This window comes from Serratia sp. BIGb0234 (assembly GCF_024809915.1).
In the GTDB taxonomy this organism is placed as follows: Bacteria; Pseudomonadota; Gammaproteobacteria; order Enterobacterales; family Enterobacteriaceae; genus Serratia; species Serratia liquefaciens.
This window is the reverse complement of sequence record NZ_JANUEI010000001.1, coordinates 772,012-787,205: the sequence shown is the minus strand read 5'-3', so window position 1 is coordinate 787,205 and position 15,194 is coordinate 772,012. Positions and strand designations below refer to the sequence as shown.

Sequence of the window (15,194 nt, the reverse complement as noted above, 5' to 3'; positions counted from 1 at the left end):
AAGGTATTCTATGAGCCAAAACGACACTGAAATTGTGGCACGTCGTAGCCATATCAATCCTCCGGTATTTTTTATATCTGCCGCTTTAATCATCGTCCTGGTGGCCTTTGCCGCCTTCTATCCTGAGTTAGCCGATCGTAAGTTCAAGGTGCTGCAACAGGGTATTTTCACTAACGCCAGCTGGTTTTACATTCTGGCGGTTGCCCTGATCCTGCTGAGCGTGACCTATCTGGGTTTATCGCGTTACGGCAATATCAAGCTCGGGCCGGATCACGCCCAGCCGGACTTCAGCTATGTTTCCTGGTTTGCCATGCTGTTTTCTGCCGGTATGGGCATTGGTCTGATGTTCTTTGGCGTTGCCGAACCGGTGATGCACTACCTTTCTCCCCCGACCGGGACACCGGAAACAGTGGAAGCGGCTAAACAGGCCATGCGCCTAACCTTCTTCCACTGGGGCCTGCATGCCTGGGCGATTTATGCCATCGTGGCGCTGATCCTGGCGTTCTTCAGCTACCGTCATGGCCTGCCCTTGACGCTGCGTTCCGCGCTTTATCCCATCATCGGCGATCGCATATACGGGCCAATTGGCCACGCAGTCGATATTTTTGCGGTAATAGGTACCGTATTCGGCGTCGCGACCTCCCTGGGCTACGGCGTGTTGCAGGTTAACGCCGGGCTTAATCACCTGTTCGGCTTGCCGATCAATGCAACGGTGCAGGTGGTGCTGATCGTGGTGATCACCGGGCTGGCAACGTTGTCGGTGGTTTCCGGGTTGGATAAGGGCATCCGCATTCTTTCCGAACTGAACCTCGGCCTGGCGGTGCTGCTGCTGGTCCTGGTGGGTACGCTCGGCCCGACCGTGCTGTTGCTGAAATCCTTTGTTGAAAATACCGGCGGCTATCTTTCCGATATCGTCAATAAAACCTTTAACCTTTACGCTTACGAGCCGAAATCCAGCAACTGGCTGGGAGGCTGGACACTGCTGTATTGGGGCTGGTGGCTATCCTGGTCACCGTTCGTCGGCATGTTTATCGCCCGCGTTTCACGCGGACGTACCATCCGTGAATTCGTTACCGGCGTGTTGTTCGTTCCGGCGGGCTTTACGTTGCTGTGGATGACGGTTTTCGGCAACAGCGCCATTAATTTGATCATGAACGAAGGGGCGCGCGATCTGGCCAATACGGTGCAAAACGACGTAGCCCTGGCGTTGTTCAACTTCCTGGAGCACTTCCCGTTCTCTAATATTCTGTCGTTTATCGCCATGGCGATGGTCGTGGTGTTCTTCGTCACGTCGGCAGACTCTGGGGCAATGGTGGTTGATACGCTGGCTTCGGGCGGTTCGGATCAAACACCCATATGGCAGCGGATCTTTTGGGCTTCCCTGATGGGTCTGGTGGCGATTGCGTTGTTGATTGCCGGCGGTTTAAGCGCATTGCAAACCGTTACTATTGCCAGCGCCCTGCCGTTTTCGATGATCCTGCTGGTCTCAATCTACGGGTTGTTAAAAGCCTTACGTATCGACGCCTACAAACGCGACAGCCAGATGATGACCACGATTGCGCCGACCGCCGCGCGCAACCCGATCTCATGGCAGCGGCGTTTGCGTAATATTGCCTATTTCCCGAAACGTTCTCAGGTAAAACGCTTTGTCGGTGAAGTGGTTCAACCGGCGATGGCGCTGGTGGAAGCCGAACTGGCCAAGCAAAATACCACCTCCTCGATTGACGATTCGCAAGACGATCGCATCCGTTTCGAAGTCGATTTAGGGGAAGATCTGAACTTTGTCTATGAAGTGCGCCTGCGCGCTTACATTCAACCGGCCTTTGCTCTGGCGGGGTTGAAAGATGAGGAACGCGACGAGGAACATAAATACTATCGCGGTGAGGTTCATCTGAAGGAAGGGGGCCAGGATTACGATGTGATGGGCTGGACGCAAGAACAGATCATTCACGATATTCTCGACCAGTACGAGAAGCACCTGCACTTCCTGCATTTGGTGCGTTAGCGGTTGCTTTGCCAGACAAACCGTCCCAGCCGGGGCGGTTTTTTTATGGGTCCACGACGGCGATTGCCGTTTTTTAAACCCAATAAAAAAACCCCGCGCTCAGAGAGCACGGGGTCATAATTTATGGCGGAGGAGCAGAGATTCGAACTCTGGAACGGTTTCCCGTCGACGGTTTTCAAGACCGTTGCCTTCAGCCACTCGGCCACCCCTCCGCAACGAGGCGAACTATAAACAGAGCTGATCCGCTTGTAAAGCCCAAGGCCGTTCAACCGAACGAAAAACCAGCACCTCACGCTTGAGCGTTGAAGAAACCGCCAACTCCGGCTCAAGGTTGCAGCAATGATAACTAAGGGTAAAGATTGGTAAACAAACTTTAATCAAACGCTTGCGCTGCCTATCATCGTCACTAATTTTGTGATGACCTGACTAAGAGAGATCATTATGGACCGTATTGTCGTCTCATCCTCCTCGCGCGACTCATTGCTGAGTACGCATAAGGTTCTGCGTAACACCTATTTTCTGCTTTCACTGACGCTGGCCTTCTCGGCGCTCACCGCAACCGCCAGCACCATGCTGGGGCTGCCGGCACCGGGCCTGCTGCTGATGCTGGTCGGCTTCTACGGGCTGATGTTCCTGACCCACAAGCTGGCTAACAGCCCTGCGGGGATCCTGGCGGCATTCGCCCTGACCGGTTTTATGGGTTATGCCCTGGGCCCCATCCTCAGTTCATTTATTAATACCGGAGCCGGCGACCTGATCATGCTGGCGCTGGGAGGCACCGCAGTGGTGTTCTTCTGCTGTTCAGCCTACGTGCTGACCACCCGCAAGGATATGTCGTTCCTGTCCGGAATGATGATGGCCGGTTTTGTAGTACTGCTGGTGGCGGTGATCGCCAATCTGTTCCTGCAGATCCCGGCCCTGCACCTGGCGATTAGCGCACTGTTTATCCTGTTCTCCGCCGGCGCCATCCTGTGGGAAACCAGCAACATTATTCACGGCGGCGAGACTAACTACATTCGCGCCACCGTCAGCCTGTACGTATCGTTGTACAACATGTTCATCAGCCTGTTGAGCATTCTGGGCTTCGCGCGCAGCAACTGATTCGGCGTCTGAGTCATACCCAAAGCCCCGCTCCGGCGGGGCTTTATTTTTTGCGGCGGTAAAAGTTTGCTAAACTGGCGGCCGTTCTGAATTACCCGTTACCGAGGCAGTATGTTGGAGTATCAAGGTCAGGTTATTGAAACTGACGCACAGGGTTACCTGAAAAACAGCGCCGACTGGCACGAGGCCCTGGCGCCGCTGCTGGCCGAGCAGGAAGAAATCACGCTAACCGAGGCGCATTGGGAAGTGGTGCGCTTCGTGCGCGGCTTTTACCTGGAATTTAATACCTCACCGGCGATCCGCATGCTGGTCAAAGCTATGGCGCAGAAGTACGGAGAGGAGAAAGGCAACAGCCGCTACCTCTATCGCCTGTTCCCCAAAGGCCCGGCCAAACAGGCAACAAAAATCGCCGGTTTGCCGAAGCCGGTAAAATGCATCTGAGACGCTAATAGCGAATGCTGAAGCCTTGATAATCTGCCGTACCGCGCGGTTCCACCAGCACGCGATCGACACGTGCGCTACGCGGACCGCCGCTTTTCAGCCATTCCACCAGTTTATCCACCTGCGGTTGCTCGCCGCAGGCCACCACCTCGACGCTGCCGTCATCAAGATTGCGCGCATATCCGCTTAATCCCAACGCCGTCGCCTGGTGCTGGGTGTTGTAGCGAAACCCTACCCCTTGCACCACGCCATAGACATACGCAGCAATACAAACTTGTGTCATAATCGGCCCCTTATCGAATTTCGTTTATGGCATTTTCTGTGCGTACGCACGGCAATGTCACTCTTTTTACCTAGCTGGCAGCATTCTTAATTATGACCGTACGCCTGTTTCTCGCCAAAGGACGTGAAAAGTCCTTACTCCGTCGCCACCCATGGGTCTTCTCCGGTGCCGTTCAACGTATTGAAGGTAAAGCCCTGTCCGGCGAAACCATCGATATTCACGACGCGCAGGGAAAATGGCTGGCGCGCGGCGCCTACTCGCCTGAATCGCAAATCCGTGCCCGTGTCTGGACTTTCCAGCAGGATGAAGACGTTAACATCGAATTCTTCATCCGCCGTTTACAGCAGGCACAAAGCTGGCGTGATTGGGTTGCGAAGCGCGACGGGTTGGACGGATACCGTCTGATCGCCGGTGAATCCGACGGCATGCCGGGCATCACCATCGATCGCTTCCAGAATTTCCTGGTGTTGCAATTGCTGTCTGCCGGCGCCGAGTATCAGCGTGCTGCGCTGATTACCGCCTTGCAGCATTGCTACCCGGAATGCGCCATTTACGATCGCTCAGACGTCGCGGTGCGTAAGAAAGAAGGCCTGCCGTTGGCGCAAGGACCGGTATTAGGTGACCTGCCCCCTGCTCTGTTGCCAATCACCGAGCATGGCATGAAGCTGCTGGTGGACATTCAGCAGGGCCATAAGACCGGTTTTTACCTCGACCAGCGCGACAGCCGCCTGGCTGCCCGTAACTATTCCGCCGGCCGCCGCGTGCTTAACTGCTTCTCTTATACCGGCGCATTCGCGGTATCTGCATTGATGGGCGGTTGCTCACAGGTGATCAGCGTAGATACATCGCAAGCGGCGTTGGATATCGCCAAACAGAACGTTGAACTGAACCGGTTGGATCTGAGCAAGGCCGAGTTTGTGCGCGATGACGTGTTCCAACTGCTGCGCAACTACCGCACGCAGGGTGAAAAATTCGATCTGATCATTATGGATCCGCCGAAGTTCGTCGAGAATAAAAACCAGCTGGCCAGTGCCTGCCGCGGCTATAAAGATATCAACATGTTAGCGCTTCAGTTGTTGAATCCAGGCGGTATTTTGCTGAGCTTCTCCTGCTCCGGTCTGATGCCTACCGATTTGTTCCAGAAAATTTTGGCCGATGCCGCTGTAGATGCCGGGCGTGATGTACAATTTATAGAGCAGTATCGTCAGGCTGCCGATCACCCGGTAATTGCGACTTACCCTGAAGGGCTGTATTTGAAAGGGTTTGCGTGTCGGGTGATGTAACTTGAAATACGCTGTTTTGCCCTCATATAGAGAGCAAGGCACTGTTTCTCAGGAGGTCATCATGATTGCCAGCAAATTCGGTATCGGACAACAGGTTCGGCATAAGCTGCTGGGGTACTTGGGGGTGGTAATTGATATCGACCCTGAATACTCTATGGAACAGCCTAAAGCTGATGAAATAGCGGCGAATACCGATCTACGTTTCGCCCCTTGGTACCACGTGGTGATGGAGGACGAAGAAGGCCAACCGGTGCATACCTATCTGGCGGAAGCACAGCTGGATGGCGAAGCCCAGGATGCCCATCCTGAACAACCTTCACTGGACGAGTTGGCGGAATCTATCCGTCACCAGCTCCAAGCCCCGCGCCTGCGCAACTGATCGGCCAGGCCTGAGAAACACCCAATAAGGGCCTGGCATTTGTCAGGCCTTTTCTTTTACCGGCTTTCAGCGCTCCAGACCCAGGCGAGGAAGCTCGATTTTAGGACAACGGTCCATTACCACCTTCAATCCTGCCTCACGCGCCAACGCCTCGGCCTGTTCATTAATAACGCCAATTTGCAGCCATAACGCTTTGGCACCAATCGCAATCGCCTCTTGCGCTACGCCATACGCCGCCTCCGAATTACGGAACACATCAACCATGTCCACCGGGTGCGGAATATCTTTCAGCGTGGCATAGGCCTGCTGGCCAAGCAACGTTTGCCCTGACAGCTTGGGGCTGACCGGCGTTACCTGATATCCCTGTGACAGCAAATAAGCCATGACACCAAAGCTGGGCCGGGATGGATTATCACTGGCACCCACCAGCGCAATGGTTTTCACCTGCTTGAGCAGGTCGGCAATCTCGTGGTCTTGCATCTTCAGCTCCAATCATCAACGGGCGACTTCCCTATTTCGAGTGTACTCTATCGGCTTTAAATCGGCTAAACGCAACCATGCGGAAACTCCCGGCCACTTTTGCGGTCTGATGCTGTCACTGCCAGCATATCCGGTTCAAATAAATGTCCAAATGAAAATAAATGTGTACATTTGTAAACTAAACCGTAATGTTGAAAAACTTTGACACAATCTATGGCGTATTCAACACTAATAGCGATGCCACTTATAAGGAGATAACCATGAAATTTGGTCTGATGGTTGCGGGGCTGCTCAGCATCAGTATCAGCATGCCTGCCGTGGCTACGACCCTGAAACTCTCCCCGGACATCGATCTGCTGGTGGTCGACGGCAAGAAAATGACAGGAGCGTTGTTAAAAGGTGCCGACAGCCTGGAGCTGGATGGCGGGCAACATCAGTTGCTGTTTAAAGTGGCCAAGTCTGTACGTTCAGGACAGCACGAACAAACTGCCTATACCTCCCCTCCGCTGATCGCGACCTTCAGTACGCAGAATGTCAGCTCCGTTGCCATTGAGCTGCCGCGTATTGAAAATGTACGTGATGGCCAAAGATTCGATAAAACGCTCAACTATCAAGTGATTGATAAGAACGGTAACGCGCTGGCGATGAAACACGACGTGCTGCATGCCGATGGCGCCACGCTCAGCGTCGATTTGGAAAAAGTCATGGCGGACTACAACAGTCAAAACCGCCCGGCCTCGGTGCCGGCTTTCACCCAGGTGCGCGCGACTACGCCTTCCTCTCCGCTCGCCAGTGCCGCTCTGAACTCCCCCACGGTCACTTTGAAGGGTGAAAACGTTTCCGAACAGATGCTGCAATACTGGTTCCAGCAGGCGGACAAAGAGACGCAAAAGCGTTTCCTCCATTGGGCGAATAAACAGCCCGTGCGTTAAGATTACCGGCGCCTTTATTTAAAGGCGCGCTTTCTTCGCATTTTCAGGTGTAAACGCTAGGCAGTGAAAAACAGTTTCAGTAATCTGTCGCACATCCCCTGATTAGCGAAGGACATCGAGATGGAATTTACTACCCGCACTATCGCCGCGCGTAAACACATTGCGCTGGTGGCACACGATCACCGCAAACAAGCCCTGCTTGCCTGGGTTGAAGAAAACAAATCCGTCCTTGAGCATCATCAACTGTACGCCACCGGCACTACCGGTAACCTGATCCAGCGTGCCAGCGGCATTCCGGTGCAAAGCATGTTAAGCGGCCCGATGGGAGGCGATCAGCAGGTCGGCGCGCTGATTGCCGAAGGCAAAATAGATATGCTGATCTTCTTCTGGGATCCCCTCAATGCGGTTCCCCACGATCCGGATGTGAAAGCGCTGCTGCGTCTGGCGACGGTATGGAACATTCCCGTCGCCACCAACCGCTCAACGGCGGATTTCCTGATCGATTCTTCACTCTTCAAACGTGAAGTGGAAATTGCCATTCCTGATTATCAGCGCTATTTGCAGGATCGCCTGAAGTAACGCTCGCGGCCTGGTTTCCGCCAGGCCTTAATTTTAAGGCTTCTTCTGAGCAGGAACGCCGAGATCCTGCAGTTGTTCAACGAAGACCGACGGACGTTCACGATCCTGCAGTAACCAGACCTGGTGCTTGGCGCGAGTCAGCGCTACATACAGCAGTCGCCGCTCTTCGGCATCCGGGAAATCTTCCGGCTGCGGCAACAAAACATCCTCCAATACCGACTCACGCGCGACCGCCGGAAAACCGTCGCTGCCTTGGTGCAAACCGGCGATGATCACGTACTCCGCCTGCTGCCCTTTACTGGCGTGAATGGTCATAAACTCGAGGGTCAGTTTTGGCCAACGGGTCGCCGCTTTTGCCAGCGCCTGCGGTTTCAAATGGTGATAGCGTGCCAGCACCAGAATTCGCTCATCCGGCTTGGCATAACCGCTCAGCTTGTCCAACAGATTTTCAAGTTGCTCATTCGGTAATAAAATCACCGATTTCTTATTGCCCTTGCTCAGGCTGTTCAACGGTTTTTTCAACTGATGTGGGTTCTGTTGCACAAAACGGTTCGCGATCTCGCCGATACGATCATTGAAACGGTAAGTGGTATCGAGCGCACACTGGGCACCTTCGCCAAAGTTCTCGGCAAAGGCGGTGGTCAACGTCAGCTCGGCCCCGCTGAAGCGGTAAATGGCCTGCCAGTCGTCACCTACCGCAAACAGGCAGGTTTGTTTATTTTGTTTACGCAACGCTGCCAGTAATTGCGCACGCTGGGGTGAAATGTCCTGGAACTCGTCCACCAGGATGTGTTTCCACGGGCTGACGAACCGACCTTTCTCCAAGATATTGACCGCCTGGTGGATCAGGCCTGAGAAGTCCACCGCCCCTTCCTCTTTCAACGCCCCTTTCCAGGCCTTGAGCAAAGGGGCCATTAAGCGAATGCGTTTTGAGAACAGGTCACGGATTTCTTCATCCGCCTGTTCGATCATTTCTGCCTGGCTACCGCCGTGCATGCGCATCAGGCCCAACCAGCGTTCGAGTCTGCCGGCCAACCGCTCCGCCAGGCGCTTGTCCTGCCAAAAATCGCCTTCGGGCACTTCCCATTCCAACTCTTCAATCAACCATTGGCGCCAGCCTTTAGCCTGGGCTTTTTTCTCTGCGCACTGCTGCTGCCAATGAGTAATCAGCAAAGCCCTCCGGGCCTTGCTGTCGGTTTCCAGCTTACTGATCGCCGGCACCTTGCGGTTGCCCTGTTGGATAATCTGTAGTGCCAGTGCATGGAAGGTTTTGGCCTGGATAGCCACGCCGCCCAGCCGTTCCTGAATGCGTTCGTTCATCTCTTCCGCCGCCTGGCGACCGAATGCCAGCAGCAGTATTTGCCCGGGTTCGGCCTCCTGACGGCGCAATAGCCAGCCCGCGCGCGCCACCAATACCGAGGTTTTTCCGCTGCCTGCTCCGGCCAATACCAATACCGAGTCTTCACCGTTAACTACGGCGCGACTTTGCGAGTCGTTCAGCGGTGAGCTTTCTATGCTCTGGAAGAAATCCTGGTGCGTCTCCAGCATCCGTTCGGTCCACTGCCGGTTACGCTGCTCCACGCTGTGCAACCCGTGCTGCAGCCATTGGCGGCAGATTTGATAATCTTCCCGACAGTTGTCAAATTCCTCCAGCCGTGCAACCGGCATGGGCAAAGCACCGAAAGACTGGCGAATCTGTTGCTGCAACTTGCCCAGTTCGGATTTCTTAAACCACTTATCCTGCTGCTCAATTCGCTGAATATGTTCGACCTGTTGCTGCAAAACGCCGGCGCTGACCTCGCTCATCTCAGCGCTCCACTGCTGCCAGGCCTGCTGGAGGTAATGATAGAAACGCTGAGTTTCCTGCCATTCAGTCCCGTGCAGGCGCACCACTTTTTCATCCGGCAGCTCAAACTCCAGCTCGCCCCAGACGATGCCGCGCTTGCATCTAACCTGAATCAACTGATTGAAAGGAATAAGGTATTCATGCTTTTCACCGCTCACCTCGACCCCGGCGTGCAGCAACCGCACGCGGTTATAAGGATGCTGAGCCAGGTGTTTCCCCAGCGATGTCGCTTTAAGTTCCATATCTTCGCGCCATGACTATGTTGAGATTAAATAACGGATATCTGCCAGTTTACCTGCGATAAGCAGTGGCACTCTAGCGCTAAAAAAAGGGTAGAATAGATTTTGCGTTTTGATAGCAAACGCAACCGCATCGCGGTTTGGCCATCATTAGAGCAGAATGACGACTATGCGTACTGTACTGAATATTCTTAATTTTGTGTTGGGCGGTTTTGTCACTACCCTGGGCTGGCTGATCGCCACGGTATTTAGCGTGCTGTTGATCATCACCCTGCCACTGACTCGCTCCTGCTGGGAGATCACCAAGCTGTCGTTACTGCCGTTCGGTAATGAAGCTATTCACGTTAATGAGCTTTACCCGGAAAAAAGTAATGCGCTGCTTTCCGCTAGCGGCTCGCTGCTGAATATTGTCTGGCTGATCCTGTTCGGCTGGTGGCTCTGCCTGTCGCATATCGCTGCCGGTATTGTGCAGTGCGTAACTATTATTGGCATTCCGGTGGGCATTGCCAATTTCAAAATCGCCGCCATTGCCCTGTGGCCGGTTGGACGTCGCGTGGTCTCAGTAGAAATGGCGCAACAGGCCAGAACTGAAAATGCCCGTCGTCAGTATCAGCAGCGTTAATTTTTTCTCCGCCCGAGGAGTTTTTTGTGCTCTCTTTTGCACCAGCAATACGCCGTTATGCCTACAACAGCAACCTGCTTTATGACCTGCGTATTTTTATTGCGCTGGCCGGCGCAGCCGCCGTCCCCTGGTGGCTCGGTATTCCGAAACTCACTATTCCCCTGACTCTGGGGGTGGTGGCGGCGGCGTTGACCGATTTGGACGACCGCCTGACCGGCAGACTACGCAACTTGCTGATTACGCTGGTGTGTTTCTTTGTTGCCTCCGCCTCCATTGAACTGCTGTTTCCCTACCCCTGGCTGTTCGCGCTTGGCCTGACGACCTCCACCTGCGGCTTTATTCTGTTAGGTGCTCTGGGGCAACGTTACGCCACCATTGCATTTGGTGCCTTGTTGATTGCGGTTTACACCATGCTCGGCACTTCGATGTATGACGCCTGGTATCAACAGCCTATGCTGCTGATCATTGGTGCTCTGTGGTACAACCTGCTGACGCTGATAGGTCATCTGATCTTCCCTATCCGTCCTCTACAGGAAAATCTGGCGCGTTGTTACGACCAGTTGGCGAATTATCTGGACGCCAAAGCCAACCTGTTTGATCCCGACGCCGAACAGGATGCAGACCTGCCCTGGATGGACGTTGCCATGGCCAACAGCACGCTGGTGACTATCCTCAACCAAACCAAGGCTTCATTGCTGACGCGGTTAAAAGGCGATCGCGGCCAACGAGGCACCCGCCGCACACTGCATTACTACTTCGTTGCGCAGGACATCCATGAACGCGCCAGCTCCGCGCACGTTCAATACCAGGCGCTAAGCCGACAATTCCGTCATAGCGATATCCTGTTCCGCTTTCAGCGCTTGCTCAGCATGCAGGCTCGTGCCTGCCAGCAGTTGGCCCAGTCGATTTTGATGCGGCAAAAGTATCAGCATAACGTTCGCTTCGAACCGGCCTTTGCCCGCATTGATGAAGCTTTGGCTCGCGTTACCCTGACCCCGGAAAATCGCGAGTTGACCAAGGCGCTGTCGCACCTGTTGAAAAATTTGCGCGCGATTGACGCACAGCTGGCAAATATTGAATCCGAACAGGCATTGGCCAACGGCCAGGTGGAAGAGAACAGCCTGTCGGATGACCGGCTCACCGGCTGGAGCGATATTCGCTTGCGCATCAGCCGCCATCTGACGCCGCAATCGGCCTTGTTCCGCCATGCCATTCGCATGTCTGTGGTGCTGTGTATTGGTTATGCCTTTATTCAATTTACTGGGATGCAGCATGGCTATTGGATCCTGTTAACCAGCCTGTTTGTCTGCCAACCCAACTACAACGCCACTCGCCGCAGGCTGGCATTGAGGATAATCGGCACACTGGCAGGTATTCTTGTCGGGCTGCCAATCCTCTATTTTGTGCCCTCGGTGGAAGGCCAACTCGTGCTGATTGTGATTAGCGGCGTTTTGTTTTTTGCTTTTCGCACCGTGCAGTACGCACATGCCACCATGTTTATCACCCTGTTGGTATTGCTGTGCTTTAACCTGCTGGGCGAAGGTTTCGAAGTCGCCGCGCCGCGCGTTTACGACACGCTGCTGGGTTGCGCCATCGCTTGGGCCGCAGTCAGCTTTATCTGGCCTGACTGGAAGTTCCGGCAATTACCCACGGTGGTCAGTAAGACGCTGAACGCCAACTGCCGTTATCTGGATGCCATTTTGGTGCAATACCATCAGGGAAAAGACAACGGCCTGTCCTACCGTATCGCTCGGCGGGATGCGCACAACAGTGACGCGGAGCTGGCATCGGTGATTTCAAATATGTCTGCCGATCCCAAAGCCAATAAAGACGTTCAGGATGCGGCCTTCCGTCTGCTGTGTTTGAACCACACCTTATTGAGTTATATCTCGGCGTTGGGGGCACACCGTGAACGCCTGAATAATCCTGCGACCCTGGATCTGCTGAATGATGCTGTCTGTTATGTCGATGGCGCCCTGCATCAAGAAGAGCAGGACAGTGGGCGCATCACTCAGGCGTTGGAAAGCCTGGCTGAACGAATTCAACACGCGGCGCCGGAACCGGAAAGCAAAGATCAATTGGTGTTGCAGCAGATTGGGCTGGTGATTGAGCTCTTGCCGGAACTCACGATGCTGAATGCGCAAATAGGTAAATCGGTATAATCATTCAGGGCCTTTCATAAGGCCCTGGACTCTTGGGTTATGGCCGTGGCTAAGCAACATCATGGTGCGGTCAAACCAGTGCGTCAGCTCGCTGCGTAATTCCGAAGGCAAAGCGGCGTGATGATAGCCGGCGATGGCCCCGCCTAATGAAAGCAGCACCCGCAACCCCAAATTTTTTTGCTGCTGCAGTAGCCGAAGATAACTGCGCTTGGCCCCGTTTAACCGCAAATCATAAACATTACGAATACCGGCTCGCCACAGCAAACGTTCCATATTGATGTCGATATTCGGTAAGGTTTTTAACCGACTCTGGTTGTCCGCTTTAATCTCTTGCTCCCGACGCGCTTCGCGAATGGCCTGCCAGGCTAACCCAACCAGTTCATCCCTATCACGCCACAAGGTCTCATCTACCCAGTAATAGCGCATAGTGATAGGCACACCGCGTTTGGAGTAAACCATATTGACCATACCGCGTGAGCGAAAGACCGATTCCAGCCCCTCCGTAGCGCGAAGATAAAGCTCTCCTTCAGCGATAACCGCGAACATGATGCCGTCGGCCAGTACCCCGTAGCCCCCGAACTGCGAGCGAGTAGTGATAGTGCCCAATGCGCAAAAACAGGCCTTGGCCTGTGCGATCCTTCCCGTTGATTTCCCTTTCATAACGTCCTCCTGGTGTGGGTTAGCGTTCTATCATTTCCCGTATCAATGAAATAAAACTAACGTGAACAAGTAATTAGAAAAATACGCACTATCCATGGGCATGCCAATCACAAAACTCTGCCGTATAAAAAATGATCGCAATTATGCGAGGTGCTACGAAGATTTGGGTTGATCTTACTGACAACTGGATGTACTGTATAAATATACAGTGACACTACGGGCGGGATACTTTATGCGTACTCAATCACTCTACAAAACCCATTTCAGCCACACCTCTTTTGCGGTGAACAATGCTGCAGAAAACACAGATGCCGGCAACAAAAATGGCCTTATCAGTGAACTTGTTTACAACGAGCATCAGCCCGCAGTGGCGCAATTGTTGCTGCCTTTGCTACAGCAGTTGGGCATGCAGTCGCGCTGGTTGTTATGGCTGACTCCACAGCAAAAGCTGAGTAAAAGGTGGCTACAGCAGTCCGGCCTGCCGGTTGGGAAAGTGGTGCAGCTGAGCCAAATCAGTCCGCTGGACACGGTCGAAGCGATGGAAAAAGCGTTACTGACGGGAAATTACAGTGTCGTACTCGGCTGGTTACCCGATCTTACGGAAGAAGATCGTCTAAAATTAAGACGCGCGGCAGAATTAGGTAACGCTTATGGGTTCATTATGCGTCCTCAACGTGACATAAACCCGATTCACGGACAGTGTTCCACCCTAAAAATTCACTCTTCTTTGTATCATTAAGTAAATTTAGGATTTTTCCCATCATTTTCATCGTTCTTCAAGGGAACCTTTATGGGATCAGGGGAAAAGCGAGTGCGGCTGCGGTTCCGCGGCCCAAAACGAAGGCTGAATTGCTCGTTTTTTTGCCGGTTAATGTTAGTAAATATGTACGATTCCGCGTTTTTTTTTAGAGCTTTATCACATCACACTTGTAACTTTCGCGCCACGTTGTAGACTTTACATCGCCAAGGTTGCTCTATAACGCCAGATAAACTGGCCGAGTAACAAACGAGGGCTCAAACCTTGGCGAAGGAATTTAACCAAGGGCTTAAAACAGCTTTAAAGCTCATTGCCTATTTGGATGATAACGAGGCGCAAAATGAAAAAGACAGCTATCGCATTAGCAGTGGCACTGGCTGGTTTCGCTACCGTAGCGCAAGCCGCCCCAAAAGATAATACCTGGTACACCGGTGCTAAACTGGGCTGGTCCCAGTACCATGACACTGGTTTCTACGGCAACGGTTACCAGAATGGTATCGGCAATGGTCCGACCCATAAAGATCAACTGGGTGCTGGCGCGTTCCTGGGTTACCAGGCGAACCAATACCTGGGCTTCGAGCTGGGCTATGACTGGCTTGGCCGTATGCCTTACAAAGGCAGCGTGAACAACGGTGCTTTCAAAGCACAGGGCGTTCAACTGGCAGCTAAACTGAGCTACCCAATCATCGACGATCTGGACATCTACACTCGTCTGGGTGGTATGGTATGGCGTGCTGATTCCAAAGCTAACTACGGCAATGGCACTCGTCTGAGCGACCACGACACTGGCGTTTCTCCGCTGGCTGCAGTGGGTGTTGAGTACGCACTGACCAAAAACTGGGCTACTCGCCTGGACTACCAATTCGTTAGCAACATCGGTGATGCAGGTACTGTCGGCGCACGTCCAGACAACACCATGCTGAGCCTGGGTGTTTCTTACCGTTTCGGTCAGGATGATGTTGTTGCTCCAGCACCAGCTCCGGCTCCAGCTCCAGTTGTTGAAACCAAGCGTTTCACTCTGAAGTCTGACGTGCTGTTCAACTTCAACAAATCCACTCTGAAAGCAGAAGGCCAACAGGCTCTGGACCAGCTGTACACTCAGCTGAGCTCCATGGATCCTAAAGATGGTTCTGTTGTAGTTCTGGGTTACACCGACGCCGTTGGTTCTGACCAGTACAACCAGAAACTGTCTGAAAAACGCGCTCAAAGCGTTGTTGACTACCTGGTATCTAAAGGTATTCCTTCAGACAAAATCTCTGCACGTGGTATGGGCGAAGCTGATTCCGTCACTGGTAACACCTGTGGCTACAAAGCTGGTCGTGCTACCAAAGCACAGATCGATTGCCTGGCACCAGATCGTCGCGTAGAGATCGAAGTTAAAGGTATCAAAGACGTTGTAACTCAGCCACAAGGCTAAGCTACCAC

15 protein-coding genes and 1 tRNA gene are annotated in these 15,194 nt (G+C 53.4%); 11 read left to right on the top strand and 5 right to left on the bottom strand.

Going from position 1 to position 15,194, the window contains the following annotated elements:
• The first annotated feature begins 10 nt into the window (after positions 1-10).
• On the top strand, positions 11-2,005 hold the full coding sequence (locus M2407_RS03800) for a choline BCCT transporter BetT (protein WP_259216768.1): 1,995 nt from the start codon (positions 11-13) through the stop codon (positions 2,003-2,005).
• A 124-nt stretch (positions 2,006-2,129) separates the two neighbouring features.
• Here M2407_RS03800 and M2407_RS03795 read toward each other — a convergent pair.
• Positions 2,130-2,217: transfer RNA gene (locus tag M2407_RS03795), tRNA-Ser, on the bottom strand.
• A gap of 229 nt (positions 2,218-2,446) precedes the next feature.
• Between M2407_RS03795 and yccA the strand changes: the two genes are divergently transcribed.
• Both yccA and tusE read left to right on the top strand, forming a co-directional pair.
• Complete coding sequence (gene yccA / locus M2407_RS03790) at positions 2,447-3,106, top strand: FtsH protease modulator YccA (protein ID WP_004942825.1); 660 nt, start codon at positions 2,447-2,449, stop codon at positions 3,104-3,106.
• 111 nt (positions 3,107-3,217) lie between these two features.
• Positions 3,218-3,547, top strand: a complete 330-nt coding sequence (gene tusE, locus M2407_RS03785) for a sulfurtransferase TusE (protein ID WP_020826184.1) — start codon at positions 3,218-3,220, stop codon at positions 3,545-3,547.
• Between the two features lie 4 nt (positions 3,548-3,551).
• On the opposite strand, the gene yccX is transcribed toward tusE, so the two are convergent.
• Positions 3,552-3,830: an acylphosphatase gene (yccX, locus tag M2407_RS03780; RefSeq protein ID WP_020826183.1), complete on the bottom strand. Its 279-nt coding sequence runs from the start codon at positions 3,828-3,830 to the stop codon at positions 3,552-3,554.
• A 92-nt stretch (positions 3,831-3,922) separates the two neighbouring features.
• Here yccX and rlmI point away from each other — a divergent pair, with 92 nt between their 5' ends.
• Together rlmI and hspQ are read left to right on the top strand one after the other, a co-directional pair.
• Positions 3,923-5,113: a 23S rRNA (cytosine(1962)-C(5))-methyltransferase RlmI gene (gene rlmI / locus M2407_RS03775; RefSeq protein WP_044549619.1), complete on the top strand. Its 1,191-nt coding sequence runs from the start codon at positions 3,923-3,925 to the stop codon at positions 5,111-5,113.
• A 61-nt stretch (positions 5,114-5,174) separates the two neighbouring features.
• Complete coding sequence (gene hspQ, locus M2407_RS03770) at positions 5,175-5,492, top strand: heat shock protein HspQ (protein ID WP_020826181.1); 318 nt, start codon at positions 5,175-5,177, stop codon at positions 5,490-5,492.
• Positions 5,493-5,558: 66 nt separating this feature from the next.
• Here hspQ and M2407_RS03765 read toward each other — a convergent pair whose 3' ends face one another.
• Positions 5,559-5,972, bottom strand: coding sequence for a CoA-binding protein (locus M2407_RS03765; RefSeq protein WP_046373973.1), 414 nt, complete (start codon positions 5,970-5,972; stop codon positions 5,559-5,561).
• 260 nt (positions 5,973-6,232) lie between these two features.
• Here M2407_RS03765 and M2407_RS03760 point away from each other — a divergent pair, with 260 nt between their 5' ends.
• Entirely contained in the window at positions 6,233-6,904 is a 672-nt protein-coding gene (locus M2407_RS03760; protein WP_122078283.1) for a DUF2057 family protein, read from the top strand.
• Between the two features lie 120 nt (positions 6,905-7,024).
• A complete protein-coding gene (locus tag M2407_RS03755; RefSeq protein WP_020826178.1) occupies positions 7,025-7,483 on the top strand; it encodes a methylglyoxal synthase in 459 nt (152 codons plus the stop codon).
• Between the two features lie 33 nt (positions 7,484-7,516).
• Here M2407_RS03755 and helD read toward each other — a convergent pair whose 3' ends face one another.
• Positions 7,517-9,571, bottom strand: a complete 2,055-nt coding sequence (gene helD, locus M2407_RS03750; protein WP_259216766.1) for a DNA helicase IV — start codon at positions 9,569-9,571, stop codon at positions 7,517-7,519.
• Between the two features lie 166 nt (positions 9,572-9,737).
• Between helD and M2407_RS03745 the strand changes: the two genes are divergently transcribed.
• On the top strand, positions 9,738-10,190 hold the full coding sequence (locus M2407_RS03745) for a YccF domain-containing protein (protein WP_020826176.1): 453 nt from the start codon (positions 9,738-9,740) through the stop codon (positions 10,188-10,190).
• A 26-nt stretch (positions 10,191-10,216) separates the two neighbouring features.
• Positions 10,217-12,352, top strand: coding sequence for a YccS family putative transporter (gene yccS, locus M2407_RS03740; protein WP_259216765.1), 2,136 nt, complete (start codon positions 10,217-10,219; stop codon positions 12,350-12,352).
• Here yccS and M2407_RS03735 read toward each other — a convergent pair whose 3' ends face one another.
• Positions 12,353-13,012 (bottom strand): TfoX/Sxy family DNA transformation protein, encoded by a 660-nt coding sequence (locus M2407_RS03735; RefSeq protein WP_122078274.1) that lies wholly within the window; start codon positions 13,010-13,012, stop codon positions 12,353-12,355.
• Between the two features lie 232 nt (positions 13,013-13,244).
• Between M2407_RS03735 and sulA the strand changes: the two genes are divergently transcribed.
• Both sulA and ompA read left to right on the top strand, forming a co-directional pair.
• Entirely contained in the window at positions 13,245-13,751 is a 507-nt protein-coding gene (sulA, locus tag M2407_RS03730; RefSeq protein WP_044549608.1) for an SOS-induced cell division inhibitor SulA, read from the top strand.
• 358 nt (positions 13,752-14,109) lie between these two features.
• Positions 14,110-15,186: a porin OmpA gene (ompA, locus tag M2407_RS03725; protein WP_020826172.1), complete on the top strand. Its 1,077-nt coding sequence runs from the start codon at positions 14,110-14,112 to the stop codon at positions 15,184-15,186.
• Positions 15,187-15,194: the final 8 nt, after the last annotated feature.